The sequence below is a fragment of the Mesorhizobium onobrychidis genome, assembly GCF_024707545.1.
Lineage (GTDB): Bacteria > Pseudomonadota > Alphaproteobacteria > Rhizobiales > Rhizobiaceae > Mesorhizobium > Mesorhizobium onobrychidis.
Genome location: NZ_CP062229.1, coordinates 282150 through 302318, shown reverse-complemented (window position 1 = coordinate 302318; position 20169 = coordinate 282150). Strand labels below are relative to the sequence as shown.

The 20169-nt window shown below is 64.1% G+C and carries 17 protein-coding genes; 9 read left to right on the top strand and 8 right to left on the bottom strand.

Going from position 1 to position 20169, the window contains the following annotated elements:
* Window positions 1–2 precede the first annotated feature (2 nt).
* From xdhA to IHQ72_RS01350, 4 genes are all read left to right on the top strand, one after another.
* Window positions 3–1484, top strand: a complete 1482-nt coding sequence (gene xdhA / locus IHQ72_RS01365; RefSeq protein ID WP_258120802.1) for a xanthine dehydrogenase small subunit — start codon at window positions 3–5, stop codon at window positions 1482–1484.
* Complete coding sequence (xdhB, locus tag IHQ72_RS01360; RefSeq protein WP_258120801.1) at window positions 1484–3832, top strand: xanthine dehydrogenase molybdopterin binding subunit; 2349 nt, start codon at window positions 1484–1486, stop codon at window positions 3830–3832. The genes xdhA and xdhB overlap by 1 nt, the downstream gene beginning before the upstream one ends.
* Before the next feature lie 65 nt (window positions 3833–3897).
* A complete protein-coding gene (gene xdhC, locus IHQ72_RS01355) occupies window positions 3898–4896 on the top strand; it encodes a xanthine dehydrogenase accessory protein XdhC (protein ID WP_258123698.1) in 999 nt (332 codons plus the stop codon).
* Between the two features lie 115 nt (window positions 4897–5011).
* Window positions 5012–5848, top strand: coding sequence for a PhzF family phenazine biosynthesis protein (locus tag IHQ72_RS01350; RefSeq protein ID WP_258120800.1), 837 nt, complete (start codon window positions 5012–5014; stop codon window positions 5846–5848).
* Window positions 5849–5854: 6 nt separating this feature from the next.
* Here the strand turns inward: IHQ72_RS01350 and IHQ72_RS01345 are convergent, their stop codons facing one another.
* From IHQ72_RS01345 to IHQ72_RS01335, 3 genes are read right to left on the bottom strand one after another with little or no spacing between them, the layout of a single operon-like run.
* Complete coding sequence (locus IHQ72_RS01345) at window positions 5855–7126, bottom strand: LLM class flavin-dependent oxidoreductase (protein ID WP_258120799.1); 1272 nt, start codon at window positions 7124–7126, stop codon at window positions 5855–5857.
* Window positions 7123–8124: an LLM class flavin-dependent oxidoreductase gene (locus IHQ72_RS01340; RefSeq protein WP_374120378.1), complete on the bottom strand. Its 1002-nt coding sequence runs from the start codon at window positions 8122–8124 to the stop codon at window positions 7123–7125. Before IHQ72_RS01340 ends, IHQ72_RS01345 begins: the two co-directional genes overlap by 4 nt.
* Before the next feature lie 35 nt (window positions 8125–8159).
* The gene (locus tag IHQ72_RS01335; RefSeq protein ID WP_258120797.1) at window positions 8160–9080 is read right to left on the bottom strand and encodes a LysR family transcriptional regulator; all 921 of its coding nucleotides are present in this window, start codon (window positions 9078–9080) and stop codon (window positions 8160–8162) included.
* Between the two features lie 138 nt (window positions 9081–9218).
* On the opposite strand from IHQ72_RS01335, the gene IHQ72_RS01330 reads away from it, so the two are divergent.
* From IHQ72_RS01330 to IHQ72_RS01315, 4 genes are all read left to right on the top strand, one after another.
* On the top strand, window positions 9219–10436 hold the full coding sequence (locus IHQ72_RS01330) for a urate hydroxylase PuuD (RefSeq protein WP_258120796.1): 1218 nt from the start codon (window positions 9219–9221) through the stop codon (window positions 10434–10436).
* Between the two features lie 2 nt (window positions 10437–10438).
* Window positions 10439–11752 (top strand): guanine deaminase, encoded by a 1314-nt coding sequence (gene guaD / locus IHQ72_RS01325; RefSeq protein WP_258120795.1) that lies wholly within the window; start codon window positions 10439–10441, stop codon window positions 11750–11752.
* A gap of 74 nt (window positions 11753–11826) precedes the next feature.
* Window positions 11827–12330: a heme-degrading domain-containing protein gene (locus IHQ72_RS01320; protein WP_258120794.1), complete on the top strand. Its 504-nt coding sequence runs from the start codon at window positions 11827–11829 to the stop codon at window positions 12328–12330.
* The gene (locus IHQ72_RS01315) at window positions 12327–13592 is read left to right on the top strand and encodes a glycerate kinase type-2 family protein (protein WP_258120793.1); all 1266 of its coding nucleotides are present in this window, start codon (window positions 12327–12329) and stop codon (window positions 13590–13592) included. The genes IHQ72_RS01320 and IHQ72_RS01315 overlap by 4 nt, the downstream gene beginning before the upstream one ends.
* A gap of 94 nt (window positions 13593–13686) precedes the next feature.
* On the opposite strand, the gene IHQ72_RS37005 is transcribed toward IHQ72_RS01315, so the two are convergent.
* The 3 genes from IHQ72_RS37005 to IHQ72_RS01300 all read right to left on the bottom strand — a co-directional run bounded on the left by IHQ72_RS37005 (window position 13687) and on the right by IHQ72_RS01300 (window position 17190).
* Window positions 13687–14076 carry a UdgX family uracil-DNA binding protein gene (locus IHQ72_RS37005; RefSeq protein ID WP_374120324.1) on the bottom strand — a complete coding sequence of 130 codons (390 nt, stop codon included), beginning with the start codon at window positions 14074–14076 and terminating at the stop codon, window positions 13687–13689.
* Window positions 14077–14372: 296 nt separating this feature from the next.
* Complete coding sequence (locus IHQ72_RS01305) at window positions 14373–15794, bottom strand: glutamine synthetase family protein (protein ID WP_258120792.1); 1422 nt, start codon at window positions 15792–15794, stop codon at window positions 14373–14375.
* Window positions 15795–15807: 13 nt separating this feature from the next.
* A complete protein-coding gene (locus IHQ72_RS01300; RefSeq protein WP_258120791.1) occupies window positions 15808–17190 on the bottom strand; it encodes an aspartate aminotransferase family protein in 1383 nt (460 codons plus the stop codon).
* A gap of 164 nt (window positions 17191–17354) precedes the next feature.
* On the opposite strand from IHQ72_RS01300, the gene IHQ72_RS01295 reads away from it, so the two are divergent.
* The gene (locus IHQ72_RS01295; RefSeq protein WP_258120790.1) at window positions 17355–17807 is read left to right on the top strand and encodes a hypothetical protein; all 453 of its coding nucleotides are present in this window, start codon (window positions 17355–17357) and stop codon (window positions 17805–17807) included.
* A gap of 11 nt (window positions 17808–17818) precedes the next feature.
* On the opposite strand, the gene IHQ72_RS01290 is transcribed toward IHQ72_RS01295, so the two are convergent.
* Entirely contained in the window at window positions 17819–18793 is a 975-nt protein-coding gene (locus tag IHQ72_RS01290) for a WD40 repeat domain-containing protein (RefSeq protein ID WP_258120789.1), read from the bottom strand.
* 269 nt (window positions 18794–19062) lie between these two features.
* Window positions 19063–20127 (bottom strand): CobW family GTP-binding protein, encoded by a 1065-nt coding sequence (locus IHQ72_RS01285; protein WP_258120788.1) that lies wholly within the window; start codon window positions 20125–20127, stop codon window positions 19063–19065.
* Window positions 20128–20169: the final 42 nt, after the last annotated feature.

Here is a 20169-nt window from a genome sequence, read left to right as displayed (position 1 = left end):
GCATGGCCAAGATCACGACACGCAGCGAGATACGTTTTATTCTCAATGGCGAGGATGTTGCGCTGACCACGGTGGCGCCCGCCGAGACCTTGCTCGACTGGCTGCGGCTCAGCCGCGCGCTGCGCGGCACCAAGGAAGGTTGCGCCGAGGGTGATTGCGGCGCCTGCACGGTGCTGGTTGGAAGGCTTCCGGCCGGTCGGCTGGTCTATGAAAGCGTCAATGCCTGCATCCGCTTCCTCGGCTCGCTCGACGGCACACATGTCGTGACCGTCGAGCATCTGCGCGGCGACGGCGATAAACTGCATCCGGTGCAGCAGGCGATGGTCGATTTCCACGGCTCGCAATGCGGCTTCTGCACCCCGGGCTTTGTCATGTCGCTTTATGCCCTGTGGATGCGGTCGCCTGAGCCTTCGGATGCCGCAATAGAAAAGGCGTTGCAAGGCAATCTCTGCCGCTGTACCGGCTATGAGGCGATTGTGCACGCCGCTCGCGCCATCTCCAGCTACGGCAAGGCGGCGAAGGACCCGCTGGCGGCGGAGCGCAAGGCGATCGCAGAGAAACTCGCGGCCATGAAAGACGGTGCTCGCATCGAGATCGGCGCCGGCAACCAGCGGCTGGTCGTGCCGGCTAATGCCGACGATCTCGCCGCCGTGCTCGACAACGAGCCGGGCGCCACCATCGTTGCCGGTTCGACCGATGTCGGCCTGTGGGTAACCAAGCATATGCGCGATATTGCGCCGGCGATCTTCATCGGCAATCTCGACGGGCTGTGCGGGATTTCCGAGGACAAGGGCATCATCTCGATCGGTGCTGGTGTCACCTATACAGAAGCCTTCTCGACGCTAGCGAAACGCATCCCAGCGCTGGGCCCGCTGTTCGATCGCATTGGCGGCGATCAGGTGCGCAATATGGGCACGATCGGCGGCAACATCGCCAACGGCTCGCCGATCGGCGACACGCCGCCGCCGCTGATCGCGCTCGGCGCGCGGCTGACGCTGCGCCGGGGCAACAAGCGGCGGACGATCCCGCTCGAGGATTTTTTCATCGCCTATGGCAAGCAGGATCGGCAGCCGGGCGAATTCGTCGAAGCCGTGCATGTCCCAGTGCCAGCCAGGGACACCAAATTCGCCGTCTACAAGATCACCAAGCGCCGTGACGAGGACATCACCGCAGCACTTGGCGCGTTCCTGCTGACGCTGGCCAGGGACGGCACCGTGGCGGATGTGTGCATCGCCTATGGCGGCATGGCGGCAACGCCCAAGCGGGCTTTCGGCGTGGAAAAGGCGCTGCTCGGCAGGCCTTGGACGGAGGCGACGGTCGAGGCGGCGATGGCCGAGTACGCCAAAGACTTCACCCCGCTGACCGACATGCGCGCTTCGGCCGAATACCGGGCGCTGGCGGCGCGTAACCTGCTGCTGCGCTTCTTTGCCGAGACCAGCGGCACCAAGGCGCCGATCCAGGTATCGCGCCACGAGGCGGCGTGATGACCAAGCACGCTCCAAACCTCAAGGCGCAAAAAATCTCCGGTGGCATTGCCACCGACCAGCGCCATGATTCGGCGCGCAAGCATGTCCGCGGCACGGCCGTCTATATCGACGACATGCCGGAATTGGCCGGCACGCTGCATGGCTGCCTCGGGCTTTCGACGGCCACGCATGCCAGCATCACCAGCATGGACCTGTCGGCGGTGCGCGCAGCGCCCGGTGTCGTCGACGTGCTGACGGCCAGTGACGTGCCGGGCGAAAACGACATTTCGCCGACCGGCCGTCACGATGAACCGGTGCTGGCCGACGGCAAGGTGCAATTTTTCGGCCAGCCGATCTTCTGCGTCATTGCCGAAACCCGCGAGCAGGCGCGCCGCGCGACGAGACTGGCCAAGGTCGAATACCGGGAATTGCCCTTCATCGCCGACATCGGCGCGCTCGATCCCCGTAAAGACAAGCTGGTCACGCCGCCGCTGACGCTGAGGCGCGGCGATGCCGCCGCTGCGATCAACGCGGCGCCGCGCCGGCTAAAGGGAAAAATGCGCATCGGCGGCCAGGACCATTTTTATCTCGAAGGCCAGATCGCCATGGCCGTTCCCGGCGAGGATCAGGACGTCACGATTTATTCCTCGACCCAGCACCCGAGCGAAATCCAGCACATGGTCAGCCATGCGCTCGGGGTGCCGAGCCATGCGGTGACGGTGGAGATCCGCCGGATGGGCGGCGGCTTCGGCGGCAAGGAAACGCAAGGCAACCAGTTTGCCGCGCTCGCGGCGATTGCTGCGAAAAAACACCATCGTGCCGTCAAAATCCGGCCCGACCGTGACGACGACATGATCGCCACCGGCAAGCGGCACGATTTCCTTGTCGACTACGAGGTCGGCTTCGACGACGAGGGCAATATTCTCGGTGTCGATTTCATGTTCGCGGCGCGTTGCGGCTTCTCGGCGGATCTCTCCGGCCCGGTCACCGACCGCGCGCTGTTCCACTGCGACAACACCTATTTCTGGCCGGCTGTGCATGCGCAATCGGCACCGCTCTACACCAACACCGTGTCGAACACCGCCTTCCGAGGCTTCGGCGGTCCGCAAGGCATGGTCGGGGCCGAGCGTGTCATCGAAGAGGTCGCCTTTGCCGTCGGCAAGGACGCGCTCGAGATTCGTAAGAAGAACTTTTATGGCACAAGCGACCGCAACGTCACGCCATACCACCAGACGGTCGAGGATAACATCATCCACCGCATCGTCGCCGAATTGGAGGCGAGTTGCGACTATGCGAGGCGCCGCCGCACCATTGAAGCCTTCAACGCCAACAGCCGCTTCATCAAGCGCGGGCTGGCGCTGACACCGGTCAAGTTCGGCATCTCGTTCACCGCCACGCACTACAATCAGGCCGGCGCACTGGTGCATGTCTACACCGACGGGTCGGTGCATCTGAACCATGGCGGCACCGAAATGGGGCAGGGCCTCTACGTCAAGGTGGCGCAGGTGGTGGCGGAAGAATTCCAGATCGACCTCGACCAGGTCAAGATCACCGCGACGACAACGGGCAAGGTGCCGAACACCTCGGCGACCGCCGCCTCTTCCGGCTCCGACCTCAACGGCATGGCGGCGCAGAACGCCGCCCGGCAGATCAAGGAGCGGCTGACCAATTTCGCCGCCGAAAAATACCAGGTGCCGCGCGACCAGGTGCTATTCCTGCCCAACCGGGTGCGCATCGGCAATCAGGAGATCGCCTTCGCCGACCTTGTCAGGCAGGCCTACATGGCGCGCATCCAGCTTTCGGCGGCGGGCTTCTACAAGACGCCGAAAATTCACTGGGACCGTGACAAGGGCGAGGGTCGCCCCTTCTATTATTTCGCCTATGGCGCCTCGTGCTCGGAAGTCTCAGTCGACACGCTGACCGGCGAATACATGGTCGAGCGCACCGACATCCTGCACGAGACCGGCCGCTCGCTGAACCGCGCCATCGACCTCGGCCAGGTCGAGGGCGGCTTCATCCAAGGCATGGGCTGGCTGACGACGGAGGAATTGTGGTGGGACGACAAGGGCCGGCTGCGCACCCATGCGCCGTCGACCTACAAGATTCCGCTCGCCTCGGATCGGCCGAAGATATTCAACGTGACGCTGGCCGACTGGCCTGAGGCACACGAGCCGACGGTGCACCGCTCCAAGGCGGTCGGCGAGCCGCCGCTCCCGCTCGGCATGTCGGTGCTGCATGCGCTGTCGGATGCGGTGGCAAGCGTTGCCGACCACCGGATCTGCCCGCGCCTCGACCCACCGGCGACGCCGGAGCGGGTGCTGATGGCGATCGAACGGCTGAAGCGGGAAGCCAAGGTCGGCACGTGAACCCAGCCTCGGAGCGTGCAATTCAGGCCGAAAAACTCTATATTTCCCGATAGGGAATGCGAATGATGAACGCGAAAGTGCAAAGCCTGAAGGCCTTTCTTGCGCGCGCCGGCCGGGTCGCCCTGGTCGAGGTGGCCGGGACAAAGGGCTCGACGCCACGCGAGAAGGGCGCCTTCATGCTCGTCTCGGGCGCGGCGATTTTTGGCACGATCGGCGGCGGCCAGCTCGAATACATGGCGATCGACAAGGCGCGGCAGCTGCTTTTCTCCCCCCTTGCGGGGGAGATGGCCGCGAAGCGGCCGGAGGGGGTCGTCTCAGAAGGCACCGCCAGAGCGTCGAGCACTGCCGCGGCGACCCCACCCGACGGCTTCGCCGCCTCCCTCCCCTCGAGGGGGAGGGATATCCGCGCCACCCTCGACATCGCGCTCGGGCCGGAAATCGGCCAATGCTGCGGCGGCAGGGTCGAGGTGCTGATCCGGCTGGTCGACGCGGCGCTGGCGCGAGAGCTGGTTGCGGCGGCGGAAGCCGAGGAAGCGCAGCTGCCGCACGTCTACATCTTCGGCGGCGGTCATGTCGGCCAGGCGCTGGCATCTGCGGCGGCCTTGCTGCCGGTACATGTCGTCGTTGTCGAGACGCGTGCCGAGGCGCTGGACGGCATGCCGGACACGGTCGAAACCAGCCTGACGCCTATGCCGGAGTCGATGGTGCGGAATGCGCCTGCCGGGGCTGCCTTCGTCGTCCTCACCCACGACCACGCGCTGGATTTCCTGATCGTCGCCGAGGCGCTGAAACGCCGGGATGCCGCCTATGTCGGCATGATCGGTTCGAAGACCAAAAAGGCGACGTTCAGGAGCTGGTTCCTGAAGTCGGCGGATGGCAGCGAGGCGGAACTTGACCGCCTCGTCTCGCCGATCGGCGGCGATGCGGTCAAGGATAAGCGCCCGCAGGTGATCGCGGCGCTCGCCGCCGCCGAGATCATGACGGCACTGGTCGCGCATGCCACGGCATCAGCCGCGCCGCGCCAGCCTCTCACAGCAAGGCGATGGCCGGCTAACGCTTCTTGACGATGTGATCAACGGTCACAGCTGCACCTCGCTTTCTTCGTTTCTCAAAAGGCCCAGGAAGGTGTTTCCTGCATGCCTTGCAACCTGCATGCCTTGCAAACAGAAGGCGGGCCAGATGCACGTACTGAGATTCGCGGCTTTTTCGGATGGAGACACCGGCGGCAATCCTGCGGGGGTCGTCATAGGCGACGTCTTGCCCGATGCCGCCGAAATGCAGAGCATCGCGGCGGAGGTCGGATTTTCGGAAACTGCCTTTGCCGCGCCCGAGGGTAACGGCTGGCGGGTCCGCTATTTTTCGCCGGAGTCCGAAGTTCCTTTCTGCGGGCACGCCACGATCGCCCTGGGCGCGGCGCTGGTCCGGCAATTTGGCGATGGCGTTTTTGCGTTGATCTTTAACCGGGCGAGGATAACCGTCGAGGGTTTCCGTAACGGCACGAACATTGCCGCCGCGTTGCAGTCGCCGTGGACGCACAGCAAACCGGCTCCGCAGAAGCTCATCGCAGAGGCGCTGGCGCTGTTCGGTTATTCGGCCGGCGATCTCGATCCGGCCATACCGCCGGCATTGATCCATGGCGGTGCGGACCACCTTGTGCTGGCGCTGAATTCGCGCAACGCGCTGGCTGCCATGACTTATGACCTGAAAATCGGCCAGGCGCTGATGCGCCGCGAAGGCTTGGTCACGATCCAGCTCGCCCATGCCGAAACGCCGCGTCTCTTCCACACCCGCAATCCGTTCGCATCCGGCGGCGTCTATGAAGATCCAGCGACGGGGGCCTCGACCGCGGCCTTCGCCGGCTATCTGCGCGACATCGGCTGGCCGCATGGCGGCGCCATCGATATCGTGCAGGGCGAGGATATGGGCATGCGCTCGCGTCTGCATGCCGACATTGCGCTTGTAGCGGGCAGCTCGATTAGAGTGTCCGGAACCGCCCGAATGATGGACGTCGGCTGAGGCGCGTCATGCCGGTCGTTTCAAGCCGAGATGCTCGCGCGAGGTGCGGCCTTCGTACTCTGTGCGGAACAGGCCGCGCCGCTGCAGCTCCGGCACAACGAGCGCGGCAAAGGCGTCGAGTTCGCCGGGAAAATAAGATGGCATGACGTTGAAACCGTCTGCGGCGCCGCCCTCGAACCGTGCTTCGAGCTCGTCGGCGATCTGGGCCGGCGTGCCGACGATGCGCCAGTGGCCGCGCGCGCCGGCGAAGTGACGCGCAAGCTGCCGGATGGAGAGGTTGTCCCGGCGCGACTGCTCGATGACCAGCGCCTGCCGGCTCTGCATGCCTTCGCTGGCCGGCAGCTCCGGCAACGGTCCATCGATGGGATAGCGTGACAGATCGGAAATGCTGAGATAACTGGAAAGCAGCGCGACGCCGACATCGTCGGGGATGAGCTCCTGCAGTTCCTCATATTTCTCGCGGGCTTCCGATTCCGTTTCTGCCACCACGGGGGCAACGCCCGGCATGATCTTGATGTCGTCCGGCCCGCGCCCATAAGCCGCCAGTCGCCCCTTGAGATCACCATAAAAGGCCTTTGCTTCCTCGAAGGTCTGGGCCGCCGTGAACACCACATCGGCGGTGCGGGCGGCAAGGTCCCGGCCGACATCCGAGGCGCCGGCCTGAACCATGACCGGTGCGCCTTGCGGCGAGCGCGGCAGATCGAGCGGGTCGCGAACCGAAAAGCACTGGCCGTCGTGACCGGATCCGGAAGCCCCATCGAGCTTGCCGTGCCAAAGTCCGGTAACGATTTCGGCGAACTCACGCGCCCGCTCGTAACGGTCCGCATGCGGGCGCAGGCCGGTCGCGCCGAAATTGGCGGCTTCAATGTGGCTGGCGGAGGTGACGAGATTCCAGCCGGCGCGCCCGCCGCTCAGATGGTCGAGCGACAAGAAGGTCCGCGCCAGCCCGTAAGGCTCGTTGTGGCTCGTCGATGCCGTGGAGACGAGACCGATGTGACTGGTCTGGACCGCGAGAGCCGCAAGCAGGCTGATCGGTTCGAAACCGATCGAACGTGACGTCTGGCTGGCGATGTTGACATCCGCCTCGCGCACGCCGGCGGCGTCCTCGCAGAAGAGCATATCGAATTTCGCCGCCTCCGCCGTCCGCGCCAGCCGGATGTAATGATCGATGTCGACCCCCGCCTTCACATGCGCCTGCGGATGGCGCCATGCGGCGATGTGGTGGCCTGTTGCCCACAGAAAGGCGCCGAGCTTCATCTGCCGTCGATGGGCGGTCATTGTTCCTCCTCCCCGGCCAGTCCGAGATGGGAGCGCAGCGTCGCGCCGGGATAATCCGACCGGAGAAGGCCGCGGCGACGAAGCTCCGGCAGCACGAGACCGACGAAATCGTCGAGCACAGACAGCACCGGCGGCATGAGTATATTGAAACCGTCGCAGCTTTTCGATCGGAAGGGCTCTTCGAGCCTGTCCGCGATCACGTCTGGCCCGGCTGCCGTTTCAGCACCCGGCGCGACGTTCATCAGCACCTTTATCTCGCCCGGACTGCGCCCAAACCCAAGCGCGCGACGCTTCAGATCGTCGGCCTTCGCGTCCAACGGCTCGTCCAACAGGATGACATCGGCGAAGCGGGCGGCGATCTCCATGTCGTGCTCCGATAGGCCTGACATGACGAGCACCGGCGTATCCTGCGGCGAGCGTGCAACGTTCAGTGGCCCGCGCACAGAGAAAAACTCTCCCTTGTGGTCGAGCAGGTGCATCTTTTCAGGGTCGAAGAAGCGGCCGCCGCTTTTGTCAAACAGCAGGGCATCCGCATCCCAGCCGCGCCACAAGCCTTGAACGATGCCGATGAATTCCTCCGCGCGACGGCGAAAATCGTCGCGGGAAAAACCCTCTGGCCGGCTGAAATTGGCCGCCTCGCGCGGATCCGGAACCATGGTCGCGTTCCAGCCGGCACGACCATGGCTGATGATGTCAAGCGAGGCGAAACGGCGCGCCAGATTGTAGGGCTGGTGGGCGACCGTCGACGCCGCGGCGACGAGGCCGATCCTGCTGGTCACCGTCGCCAGCGCCGCCAGCAGGGTCGTCGCTTCGAAGGGCACCTGCCGGCTCCATGCGTCGCCGCCTGCAACCGGCGCGGAATCGGCAAGCAGCACCATGTCCAGCCCAGCTGCTTCGGCCTTTTGCACGAATCGGGCCAGAAGGCTGAAATCCAGACCGGCGTCGGCCTGCACGCCGGAAGGAGCCTCTCCCTGAGCCAACGAAACGGCGAGATGCATCGTGGCGCTGTTCCCACCATCGTTCGAGCCACGCATCATATACCTGCCAGAATATCCTTGATCAGCCGTTGGCAACGCTCGGCCATGAAGTCGAGCAGCAGCCGCACCTTGGGGTCCTGCAGCTTCTTGTGCGGATAGACGGCGGCGAACTGCACCGGTGTCGGCGGCGTGTCGGGCAGGATCACCTTCAGCCGCTGGTCGCGGATGAACGGCTCCACCTCGAAGCGCGGCTTGTTGATGATGCCGCGGCCCGACAGCGCCCAGCCGGTCAGCACGTCGCCATCGTCGGTGTCATAGGGCCCGTGCACTTCGAATTTCCGCGGGCCGTCGGCCGTCTGCAGCGTCCACACATATTCACGCGCGCCGGAATAGCGCAGCATCAGGCAGTCGTGCTTCTTGCCGATCAGGTCCTGCGGTTCGGTCGGTTCGCCGCGCGCCTCCAGATATTTCGGCGCCGCCACCAGCACCCGCTCGCATTCCATGATGCCGCGCATTCTGAGGCTGGAATCCTCGATGATGCCCAGCCGGAAGGCGACATCGATGCCTTCCTTCATGATGTCGACATTGTGGTCTGAAAGCCTCAGCCGCACCTCGATGTCAGGGTATTTGTCATGGAAATCGGGGATTCCCGACGCCACCAGCCGCCGGCCAAGGCCGAGTGGCGCTGTCACCTTGATGGTGCCGCGCGGCTGGCCGGACAAAGCGCTGACCGCGGCTTCCGCCTCGGTGACCGCCTCAAGCACCTGCTTGGCGCCGGAGTAGAACACCGTGCCATGCTCGGTCGGCATCAGCTGCCGCGTCGTGCGGTTGAACAGCCTGACACCGAGATGCTTCTCGAGCTCCTTGATGCGGTTGGAGGCGACCGCCGGCGAGATGCGCATGTCGCGGCCCGCCGCCGACAGATTGCCAAGTTCGACGACACGGACGAAAACGGCGATGTTGTCGAGATAGGCCATGCGGATTCGTGGCTCTCATGCGGCTGCGTGGGATCAGCCTAGTATTTTCCATTTTTTTTTGAAAGTCATCGTGCAGCTCGGCCCTTTCCGTTTGCGCTCCAGTCCGTAAAGTCACCTGATCGGCAGGGACGACTTTCAATGATGGATTTCGCGATTTTCTGGGACTGGCTGAGTTTCGCCGTGCGCTGGCTGCATGTCGTCACCAGCATCGCCTGGATCGGTTCGTCCTTCTATTTCGTCGCACTCGATCTCGGCTTGCGCCAGCGCCCGGGAATGCCCGCCGGCGCCTTCGGCGAGGAATGGCAGGTGCATGGCGGCGGCTTCTACCACATCCAGAAATATCTGGTGGCGCCGGCCGAAATGCCCGAGCACCTGACCTGGTTCAAATGGGAGTCCTACGCCACCTGGCTGTCGGGCTTTGCCATGCTGTGCGTCGTCTACTATGCCGGGGCGGATCTCTTCCTGATCGATCCCAATGTACTCGCCATGTCGGTGCCGGTCGGCATCCTGCTGTCGCTGGCGACGATCGGCGTCGGCTGGGTGGTCTACGATCTCCTATGCCGTTCGCCGCTTGGCAAGAGTGATACCGGCCTGATGCTGGTGCTCTATGGCGCGCTGGTGTTCATCGCCTGGGGTCTCACCCATCTGTTCACCGGCCGCGCCGCCTTCCTGCATCTTGGCGCCATCACCGCGACGATCATGTCGGCCAACGTCTTCATGGTCATTATCCCCAACCAGAAGATCGTCGTCGCCGACCTGATCGCCGGCAGGAAGCCCGATCCGAAATACGGCAAGATCGCCAAGCAGCGCTCGCTGCACAACAATTACCTGACGCTGCCCGTTCTGTTCCTGATGCTGTCGAACCACTATCCGCTGGCCTTCGGCACCGAGTTCAACTGGGTAATCGCCTCGCTGGTGTTCGTCATCGGCGTGCTGATCCGGCACTATTTCAACACCATGCATGCGCGCAAGGGCAACCCGACCTGGACCTGGCTGGCTGCCGCCGTCCTGTTCGTCATCATTATCTGGCTGTCAACGGTGCCGAAAGTGCTGACCGGCGAAGTCAAGGCGTCCTCGGCGGCACAGGTCTATGTCGCCTCGGCGCACTTTCCCGCAGTGCGCGACACGGTGCTTGGCCGCTGCTCGATGTGTCATGCGCGGGAGCCATCCTACGAGGGCATCTATCACGCGCCGAAAGGTGTGATGCTCGAAACGGACGCCGGTATCGCCGAGCAAGCCCGCGAGATCTACCTGCAGGCCGGCCGCAGCCACGCGATGCCGCCCGCCAACGTCACCCATATCACCGACAAGGAAAGGGCGCTGCTAGTGGCATGGTTCGAGGAGGCGGGGAAATAAGCATGACCAGCACACTCCTGCGCGGCCGCACGCTGTCCTTCCTGCGCTGGCCTGAGACCGTCGACGACCATTCCGCCTGGCGCTACGAGGACGACGGCGGCCTGCTGCTCCGCGACGGCAGGATCGTTGCCGCGGGCGCCTATGCCGACGTCGAGAAAAAGGCTGATGAAGGCGTAAAAAAGATCGACCACCGCCCGCACCTGCTGCTGCCGGGCTTCATTGACGCGCATGCGCATTTTCCGCAGATGCAGGTTATCGCTTCCTACGGCGCCGAGCTGCTAGACTGGCTGAACATTTACACCTTTCCCGAGGAAGCCAAATTCCAGAACGCCCAGCATGGCCGCCGCATCGCCAGGCTGTTCCTCGACGAGATGGTGCGCCACGGCACGACGACAGTCGCCGCCTATTGCTCGGTCCACAGGGAATCGGCCGAAGCGTTCTTCGCCGAGTCGCATGACCGCAACATGCTCAACATCGCCGGCAAGGTGATGATGGATCGCAACGCGCCGGAGGGCGTGCTCGACACGCCGCAATCGGCCTATGACGACAGCAAGGCGCTGATCGGCGAGTGGCACGGCAAGGGGCGCCAGCACTATGCCATCACACCGCGCTTCGCCATCACCTCCTCACCCGAGCAATTGGAGATGGCGGGCGCGCTCTGCCGCGAACATCCTGATCTGCACATGCAGACGCATCTGTCGGAAAACCACGCCGAGATTGCCTTTACGCTGCAACTCTACCCGCAGGCACACGACTATACCGATGTCTACGAGCAATACGGCCTGCTCGGGCGCAAAAGCCTGTTCGGCCACTGCATCCATCTGTCGGAACGCGAGGCGGATGCGCTTTCGGACACGGGCTCGGTGGCCGTGTTCTGCCCGACCTCGAACCTGTTCCTCGGTTCGGGCCTGTTCGATTATCAGCGCTACCGCACGCGTGGCAAAGCTCTTCGGATCGCGGCCGCCACCGATGTCGGCGGCGGCACTAACTATTCGATGCTGCGCACCATGGACGAGGGCTACAAGGCGATCGCCCTGAACGGCGAAAAACTCAACCCGTTCCAGTCGTTCTGGCAGCTCACCCGCGGCAATGCCGAGGCGCTGTCGGTCGTGGAAAAAATCGGCACGCTGGATCAAGGCAGCGATGCCGACATCGTCGTCCTCGACGCGCGCGCCACGCCGGCCATGCGGCTGCGGATGGAGACGGCGGACACGCTGGCGGAGGAGCTGTTTCTGCTGCAGACGCTCGGCGACGACCGCGCCGTGCGCGGGGTCTATGTCGCCGGGCGAGCGGCAAAGACGGATATGGCGGTTTAGCTGTCGTATACGCCCGACTTGACCGGGCGGCAGCCATCGGTCAAACCGTGCGGCGACGTTGATAGGGGAACGACATGGCCGTTGCGGACGACATCGCTCTGATCAAGAAACAGGAAGCCATCCTTGTCTTCTCCGCCTTCGACGAGGGCGTCGCTTTCAAGATCGGCTCGGCGATCCGCGACCGGGCACTAGCCGAGAACCTGCCGATCATCGTCGATATCAGAACCTTCGACCGGCCGCTGTTCTACGCGGCAATGCCGGGCTCGAACGCTTCCAATCCCGATTGGGCGCGGCGCAAGATCAACGTGGTGCGGCGTTTCCTGAAAAGCACCTATCGTATGGTGCTGGAGCAGCAGCGCCCCGACCGCAGCTTCAAGCCAGGCGAGGGGCTCGACATATCAGACTATGTGCTGGCCGGCGGCGGCTTTCCCGTCACGGTCAAGGGCGCCGGTGTGATCGGTGTGATCGCGATCTCGGGCCTGCCGGAGCGTGAGGATCACGGCGTCGTCGTCGACGCGCTGTGCAGCCATCTCGGCGTCGACGGGCGTGAGTTGGCACTGCCGCCGGAAGCAAAATGACCGCGCTCGATCCCAGGCCCTTCCTCACCGTCATCTTCAATGCCGCCGTCGCCGCCGCCGATCCCCAGAGGACCATCAGGGATCATCTGCCGGCAACGCCGAAAGGGCGCGCCATCGTCATCGGCGCTGGCAAGGGTTCGGCGCAAATGGCTGCGGCCTTCGAAAGGGTGTGGGACGGGCCGATAGAAGGGCTGGTCGTCACCCGTTACGGCTATGGCGCGACCTGCCAGCGCATCGAGATCATCGAGGCGGCGCATCCGGTGCCGGATGCCGCCGGTCTCGAAGCCTCGCGCCGGCTGCTCGAAAAGGTGCAGGGCCTGACCGCGGACGATCTGGTCGTGGCGCTAATCTCAGGCGGCGGCTCGGCGCTGCTGCCGTCGCCTGCCGTAGGACTGACTCTGGCCGACGAGATCGCCGTCAACGAGGCGTTGCTCGCCTCCGGCGCACCGATCGCCGCTATGAACACCATTCGCAAGCATGTTTCCACGATCAAGGGCGGCAGGCTGGCGGCCGCTGCCTATCCGGCAAAGGTGGTGTCGCTCGTGGTCTCCGACATTCCCGGCGACAATCCGGCGCTGGTTGCCTCCGGCCCGACCGTTCCCGATTCGGGCAGCCGCCAAGAGGCGCTGGCATCGATCGCCGCCTATGGCATGAAGCTGCCGGCTTCGGTGATGGCGCATATCAATTCGGCGGCCGCAGATGCGCCGCGCGCCGACGATCCGCGTTTTTCTCGCAACGAAGTGCATCTGATCGCCTCGGCCGGCGTGTCGCTGGAGGCGGCTGCGGCCGAAGCCAGGCGCCAAGGTATCGAGGCGGTCATCCTCTCCGATTCCATCGAGGGCGAGGCGCGCGAAGTCGGCGGTGTCCATGCGGCAATCGCCCGTGAAGTCGCGACGCGCAGCCGGCCATTCCCGAAGCCGGTGTTGATCTTGTCGGGCGGCGAGACGACGGTCACCTTGCGGGCGAAAGGCAAGGGCGGCCGCAACAGCGAGTTTCTGCTCGCCTTCGCCATCGGCATCAGCGGTATGGATGGCATTAATGCACTGGCCGCAGACACCGATGGCATCGACGGTTCGGAAAACAATGCCGGCGCCTTCGCCGACGGTTCGACGGTGTCGCGGATGCGGGCCGGGGGCGTCGATGCCAAGGCGATGCTCGTCGGCAACAATGCCTGGACGGCATTCAACGCCGTCGGCGATCTCTTCGTGCCCGGCCCGACCGGGACGAACGTCAATGATCTCCGGGCCATATTGATCAGATAGGCTCAGGCAGCCATCAGCGTCTTTACCGCCTTCATATCCTTCAGGAACCGCTCGCGTTCGGCCTGTTTGTCCGCCGGCTCGCGGATGCGCAGGATCAAGGACGGGTGGATTGTGACGAAGACACGCAAGCCATCCTCGCGCTCCACGACCGCGAGCGCATCTTCATGATCGGCACAACTTTGCCGAGCAGAGACTGCGCAGCCGTTGCGCCGAGCGCCACCGCCAGATTGGGCTTTATCAGATCGAGCTCCTTGTCGAGCCACCAGCGGCAGGCCTGCACCTCGCCGGCATTCGGCTTGGAGTGGATGCGCCGCTTGCCGCGCGGCTCGAATTTGAAATGCTTGACCGCATTGGTGACATAGACTTTCAGCCGGTCGACCCCGGCATCATCAAGGATGGCATCGAAGACCTTACCGGCCGGCCCGACGAATGGTTTGCCGGCCAGATCCTCCTGGTCGCCAGGCTGCTCACCGACGAAGATCACCTTGGCCTATCAGGCCCTTCGCCGAACACGGTCTGTGTCGCGTTGCGCCATAGCGGACAGCGGCGACAGGCCTTCGCCACTTCGCTGAGTTCGGGAATGGTGCTTGCGCCATCGTCTTCCGCCGTCTCAGGCAATTCAGGCTTGGGCCAGAGTCTTGCCTGCATCCTGGCGATCATGGCTGATGCGGCCTTGTCCGCTGCTGCGATCAGATGCGGAATGAGCGAAACCCCGGAAAGGTTCCTTCAAATTGGCCCGGTCGGCTTTCGCCGGGCGAATTGACCGGCGATGCGATCGCCTCACACCTCATGCAGATAGAGGTGATAGTCCAGTTCGCTGACCGTACGCGCCACCCGCAGATATTCGGATTGCTTGATCGCCACGAAGGTCCGGTGCAGGTCTTCCCCCAGCGCCCCTTTGAGGAATGTGGAGGCCCTTGCCGCCTCGATCGCGGCGCGCCAGTCCACCGGCATGGTGGTGCGCGTGATTGCCGATTCGTAGCCATTGCCGGTGGTTTCAGGGCCGGGATCGAGGCCTTCGTCGAGACCCTTAGTGATGCCGGCCAGCACAGTTGCCGCTACCAGATAGGGGTTGGCGTCGACGCCCGACGGCCGGTGCTCGATGCGCCTGTTTTTCGCATCACCCGCTGGCACGCGCAGCGCCACCGAGCGGTTGTTGACGCCCCAGGTCGGCGCCACCGGCGCATAGGATTGCGAAACGAAACGCCGCCATGAATTGGCGTGCGGTGCAAACACCAGCATCGATTCGGCCATGGTCTGGATGAGGCCGCCAAGGCCGCGCAGCAGCGGCAAGGACCAAGTCTCGCCGCTGGCCTCGGCAAAGACGTTGTTGCCGGTCTTGTCCTGCAGGGAGACATGGAAATGCATGCCGGAGCCGGCATATTTCTCAATCGGCTTGGCCATGAAGCAAGCGGTGACGCCGTGGCGGCGCGCCTGTGCCCGCACCAGCCGCTTCAGCATGACGAGGTCGTCGGCCGCCCGGATCACATCCTGCCGATAGTTCAGCGTCAATTCGTATTGGCCGGGCGCATATTCGGAAATGACCGTCTCGGCCGGGATGCCTTGCACCTTGGCCGCGGCATAGATGTCGGAAAACAGCGGCTCCATGCCATGCAGATGGTCGACGGAATAGACCTCGGTCTTGGCCGAGCGTCGGCCGTCGAGCACCGCGTGTGCCGGTTGCACCTTGCCGTCGGCGTCGCGCTCGTTGGCGAGCAGGAAGAATTCGAGCTCGAAGGCGCCGGCCGGATGCAGGCCCTTGGCCGCCATTATCTCCACCTGACGGGCTAGCGCCAGCCGCGGATCGGAGGACATGGGCTGACCGTCGAGATGGTACATTGCCATCAGCACCTGGCCGCGCGGCGGCTGTGTGCCGAACAGCGGCACCAGCGTGCCGGGGATCGGCCATGCCCGCAGGTCGCCGTCGCCGGTCGTCCAGATAAGCCCGGTCTCGTGCACGTCCTCGCCGGTAATGTCGAGGCCGAGGATCGAAATCGGCATGTGCCGGCCACCCTCGAAGATGCTCATCAACTCGTGCCGGCGCACGATCTTGCCACGCCCGACGCCATTGGCGTCGGTCAGCACGATGTCGAACGCTTCGATCTCGGGATGGGCGTCGAGAAAGGTTTGCGCCTCGGCGGGCGTCGAGCCCGAAGGGGAGGCGATGATGGCGTTCAAAGTTTGCTTGTGCGCTTCTCTCATGTGCAAGCTTGTCTCATGCCGCGAGCCCTGCCGCAACCGCACCGAAGGCGGTGATCAGGCGGTTGACCTGGGTGGCGCTGGTCGCCGGCGAGATCAGCATCATATTATGGAACGGCGCGATCAGCACGCCGCGATTGACCAGCGCGACATGGATAGCGGCTTCGAGCTCCGGCGCGTGCGCTGCTTCCGCCTCGCCGCCATTCCTCAGCGGGCCGGGTGCGCAGATGAACTCGACGCGGGCGCCGACTCGGGCAACATGCCAGGGCAGGCGGTAACGGTCGATGACGGCGGTCAGCCCGGCGTCGAGCCGCCGCGCCAGATGGTCCATGTGGGCATAGTTCTCGTCGGTCATCACGTCTTCGAGCGCGGCGCGCATTGCCGCGAATTGCAGCGGATTGGCCGAGAGCGTCGTACCCATGCCGGAATAGCCTGGTTCCTTGGTCCTGATATAGTCGGCATAGCGGGTGACGACGTCTTCGCTCATCCCCCAGACACTGGCCGGCACACCGCCGGCAATCGGCTTGCCGAGCACGAACAAGTCCGGCTCCAAGCCGTGTTTCCTCGTGTAGCCGCCGGGACCGGTCGAGATCGTGTGCGTCTCGTCGATCAGAAGCAGGGTGCCGGTCGCGCGGGTGAGTCGCCGCAACGCGTCGTGGAAGCCGGGGTCGGGCAGCACCATGCAGGAATTGGTCAGTACCGGCTCGGTGATGACGCAGGCGACTTGCCGGTCCCGGAGTGCTGCCTCAAGTGCCGGCACATCGTTGAACTCGATGACATCGGTCGTCCGGGTCAGGTCGCGGAATTCGCCGGCCAGTCCCGGCCGGTTGGCCGGTCTGCCGTCGACCAGCCGCACCATCGTCTCGTCGACCGAGCCGTGATAGCAGCCGTTGAAGACCAGGATCTTTTCCCGGCCGGTGATGGTGCGGGCGACGCGCAGCGCAAATCGGTTGGCATCGGTCGCTGTCGTCGCGATCTGCCAGAACGGCAGGCCGAAGCGCTGTTGCAGCAACGGGCCGATCGCCACCGCATCTTCGGAAGGCAGCATGTAGGTGAGGCCGCGTCCGGCCTGCCGGCGGATGTTGCGCGCGACCGGCGGCGGCGAATGGCCGAACATCGAGCCGGTGTCGCCGAGGCAGAAATCGTCGAGCCGGTTGCCGTCGATATCGGTGATGGTGGCGCCTCTGGCGCTGTCGACCAGGATCGGAAACGGCGTCGGCCAGTCGTTCATCCAGTGCATCGGCACGCCGCCGAAGAAGCCCGGCAGGCCGTTGCCGACCTTGGCTGCCGATTTCGGCCTTGCCTTGCGGAAGGCTTCGGCCTCGGTCTCGCGCAAATCGGCGATGCAGGCGGCGCTGATGCCGCCGATGGAAGTCTTTAAATGGTCGATTGTATGCATGAAGGTCCCTCTCATACGTCACTTTGCCAATCGGCGTCCGGAACCGCAATTGGCCGCACAGCTGCCCTGCATTGGTTCAGCGGCCACGGTGAAGAGGACGGGCGCTTGACCTGAGGGCATCCTCCAGCATCAATGCGGATAGGGTTTGTGGCTGGGGAAGAAAGATGCGGACGATCTTCTGTGCAACAACGCTGCTGTTATCGGCCGGCTCGGCCTTCGCCACCAGCGGCATCTGGTGCTCGGCCGAGGATGCAGCGGTGAAATTCCAGGTCGAAGCCGGCGTCACCAGAGGTATGGGCGGTCCAACGTTCAATTTCCGGGGCGATCTCGAAATTCTCGGCAGACCCGTCGGCGACGATTTGCGCAAGACAGTGTTCGAGGATTCCAACCTCACGCAATACTGGCTCGACGGCAAGGAATTGCGGCTGCTCGTCTATCGCGAGCACGAGGTCGCAAACACCTACAGCTCTGTCGAACTGACGATCGTGACCAAGTCCAGTGAAGAAGGCACCTATGACGGGCGCTATTCGCTCGCCATCCATGAGGGCACGGCTGACACGGGTGGCGATGGCATGCCTGCCGCGTTGACCGGCAAAGTCTCCTGCGGGGCCGAGTAGAGAACCCCCGGTTATGCCGAAATGTCGATGACGCCGCAGTCGCCGGCAGCGCTGCCGAAGGCGACGCGGCGTTCCTCCCTATCCCACATCATCGAGGTGATGGCGCCCTTGCCCGGTCGGCGCAGAAGCACCTCCTTGGCGTCAGCGAAACGCACCGCCATCACCATACCGTCGTCATAGCCGACGGCGACGACATCCTGGCTTGGATGGCAGGCGACCGAGGTCACCATGGCGTTGCCGCGCGTACCGAGCTCCAGCGGCGCCTTGCCCATCGGCCCGTCCTTGCCCGAAAAAGGCCAGACGATCGCCGCCGGCGCGCCGGAACTAGCCAGCCATTTTCCCTTGGCGCTCCACGACAGGCTTTTGACCTTGCCGGGATAGCCGCTCATGCGCATGTGCTTGCCGTCGGCCAGCTTCCAGCCATGCAGCGCGTTCTCCTGCATGGTGGTGACGAGGAAGGCGCCATCCGGCGAGAAGGTGATGCCGGTATGGGCGCCGGCCCATTCCAGCTCGACCGGCTTGCCGTCCGCCGCCGGGAAATGCAGCGTCGCGCCATTGTAGCGGGCGACGCCAAAGCGCATGCCCTTGGGCGAGAACGCCAGCCCCTCGACCGAACGCGGATGCATGAATTCCTTAGTCTTGCCGTCGGCAAAGCGCACAAAGGCGACCTTGCCGGAGGCATAGGCGACGGCGCCTTGTGGTCCAGCCGCGACGCAGGTGATCCATTTTTTCCCGGCGCTTGCCAATTCTGCCGCATTGCCGCCGGCGGTGATGGAAAAAATCTTGCCGTCCTCGCCGCCGGTGATCAGCCGGTCGTTGGCCGCATCGTGAAAGGCGGCGAGCAGCCCGTCATTAGCCTGCGCCGTCTTGTGGCCATGGTCCAGCCGATGGATTGTGCCGTCGGCCAGTGCGAAATGCGGTACGTCGCCAAGGAAGACGGCGGCGACGCAATGGCCATCGAGATCAAGCGGGGCGACTGTCGGCATGAGAGACTATTCCATTCGAGATTGATGTGGTCGCCTCGCCGGCGCAGAGGAATCGTTAGCGCGGCTAGGTGCGACGCGACCTTCTCCCCCAGGGCCCCGGGGGAGAAGGTGGATTGGCGCGTAGCGCCAAGACGGTTGAGGGGTGTTGGACGAAGCGCGGTTGGCGCCAAGCTGGAACACCCCTCATCCGACCGAGCTTCGCTCGGCCACCTTCTCCCACAAGGGGAGAAGGAAAGAAGGTGCAGCGCTAGCGTTATAAGGCCTGAAAATCAAGCGGCCTGGCAGGCGTCAAAACTCTTCTTCAGCCGCTCGGCGTCGAGCTCGCGGCCGATGAAGACCAGCCGGCTCTCATGCTTCTCGCCGTGCTTCCAGGCGCGCTGGTGGTCGCCCTCGACGATCATGTGCACGCCCTGGATGACATAGCGCTCGTCATCGCCCTTGAGCGCGATGATGCCCTTCAGCCGCAGGATGTTTGGGCCTTCCATCTGGGTGATCTTCTCGATCCACGGGAAGAATTTCTTCGGGTCCATCTCGCCGCCGCGCAATGAAACCGATTGCACCGTCACGTCATGGATATCGGAAGGGTGGGCGTGATGATGGTGGTCGTGCCCGTCATGATCATGGTGATGGCCGTCATGGTCGTCATGGTCGTGGTCATGATGATCATGGTCGTCGTGCGCCTCGAGGAAATGCGGATCGTTCTCCAGCGCCCGGGAAAGATCGAAGGCGCCGCGGTCGAGCACCTCGGACAGCGCCAGGCCGGCGCGGGTGGTGCGATGGATCCTGGCCGCCGGGTTGATCGCGCGGATCGTCGCCTCGACCTTGCTCAGTTCCTCCGGCGTGACGAGATCGGTCTTGTTGAGCACGACGACATCGGCAAATGCGATCTGGTCCTCGGCTTCGCGGGAATCCTTCAGCCGCAACGGCAGGTGCTTGGCGTCGACCAGCACCACCACCGCGTCGAGCCTGGTCTTGGAGCGCACGTCGTCGTCCATGAAGAAGGTCTGCGCCACCGGCACTGGATCGGCGAGGCCGGTCGTCTCGACCACGATGGCGTCGAAGCGGCCCGGCCGGCGCATCAGGCCCTCGACGACGCGGATCAGGTCGCCGCGCACCGTGCAGCAGACGCAGCCATTGTTCATTTCGTAGATTTCCTCGTCGGATTCCACGATCAGCTCGTTGTCGATGCCGATCTCGCCGAACTCATTGACGATGACGGCGTAGCGCTTGCCGTGGTTTTCCGAAAGGATGCGATTGAGCAGCGTCGTCTTGCCGGCGCCGAGATAGCCGGTGAGAACGGTTACGGGAATCTGCGTCGTCTGTGCATCGCTCATGTTGGGCCTCGAAAAGGATTGTTGGTTCCATATAGGATGTGC

Coding starts and splice junctions, on each gene's coding strand:
- xdhA (WP_258120802.1), top strand. CDS start 3: ATGGCCAAGATCACGACACGCAGCGAGATACGTTTTATTCTCAATGGC.
- xdhB (WP_258120801.1), top strand. CDS start 1,484: ATGACCAAGCACGCTCCAAACCTCAAGGCGCAAAAAATCTCCGGTGGC.
- xdhC (WP_258123698.1), top strand. CDS start 3,898: ATGAACGCGAAAGTGCAAAGCCTGAAGGCCTTTCTTGCGCGCGCCGGC.
- IHQ72_RS01350 (WP_258120800.1), top strand. CDS start 5,012: ATGCACGTACTGAGATTCGCGGCTTTTTCGGATGGAGACACCGGCGGC.
- IHQ72_RS01345 (WP_258120799.1), bottom strand. CDS start 7,126: ATGACCGCCCATCGACGGCAGATGAAGCTCGGCGCCTTTCTGTGGGCA.
- IHQ72_RS01340 (WP_374120378.1), bottom strand. CDS start 8,124: ATGCATCTCGCCGTTTCGTTGGCTCAGGGAGAGGCTCCTTCCGGCGTG.
- IHQ72_RS01335 (WP_258120797.1), bottom strand. CDS start 9,080: ATGGCCTATCTCGACAACATCGCCGTTTTCGTCCGTGTCGTCGAACTT.
- IHQ72_RS01330 (WP_258120796.1), top strand. CDS start 9,219: ATGATGGATTTCGCGATTTTCTGGGACTGGCTGAGTTTCGCCGTGCGC.
- guaD (WP_258120795.1), top strand. CDS start 10,439: ATGACCAGCACACTCCTGCGCGGCCGCACGCTGTCCTTCCTGCGCTGG.
- IHQ72_RS01320 (WP_258120794.1), top strand. CDS start 11,827: ATGGCCGTTGCGGACGACATCGCTCTGATCAAGAAACAGGAAGCCATC.
- IHQ72_RS01315 (WP_258120793.1), top strand. CDS start 12,327: ATGACCGCGCTCGATCCCAGGCCCTTCCTCACCGTCATCTTCAATGCC.
- IHQ72_RS01305 (WP_258120792.1), bottom strand. CDS start 15,794: ATGAGAGAAGCGCACAAGCAAACTTTGAACGCCATCATCGCCTCCCCT.
- IHQ72_RS01300 (WP_258120791.1), bottom strand. CDS start 17,190: ATGCATACAATCGACCATTTAAAGACTTCCATCGGCGGCATCAGCGCC.
- IHQ72_RS01295 (WP_258120790.1), top strand. CDS start 17,355: ATGCGGACGATCTTCTGTGCAACAACGCTGCTGTTATCGGCCGGCTCG.
- IHQ72_RS01290 (WP_258120789.1), bottom strand. CDS start 18,793: ATGCCGACAGTCGCCCCGCTTGATCTCGATGGCCATTGCGTCGCCGCC.
- IHQ72_RS01285 (WP_258120788.1), bottom strand. CDS start 20,127: ATGAGCGATGCACAGACGACGCAGATTCCCGTAACCGTTCTCACCGGC.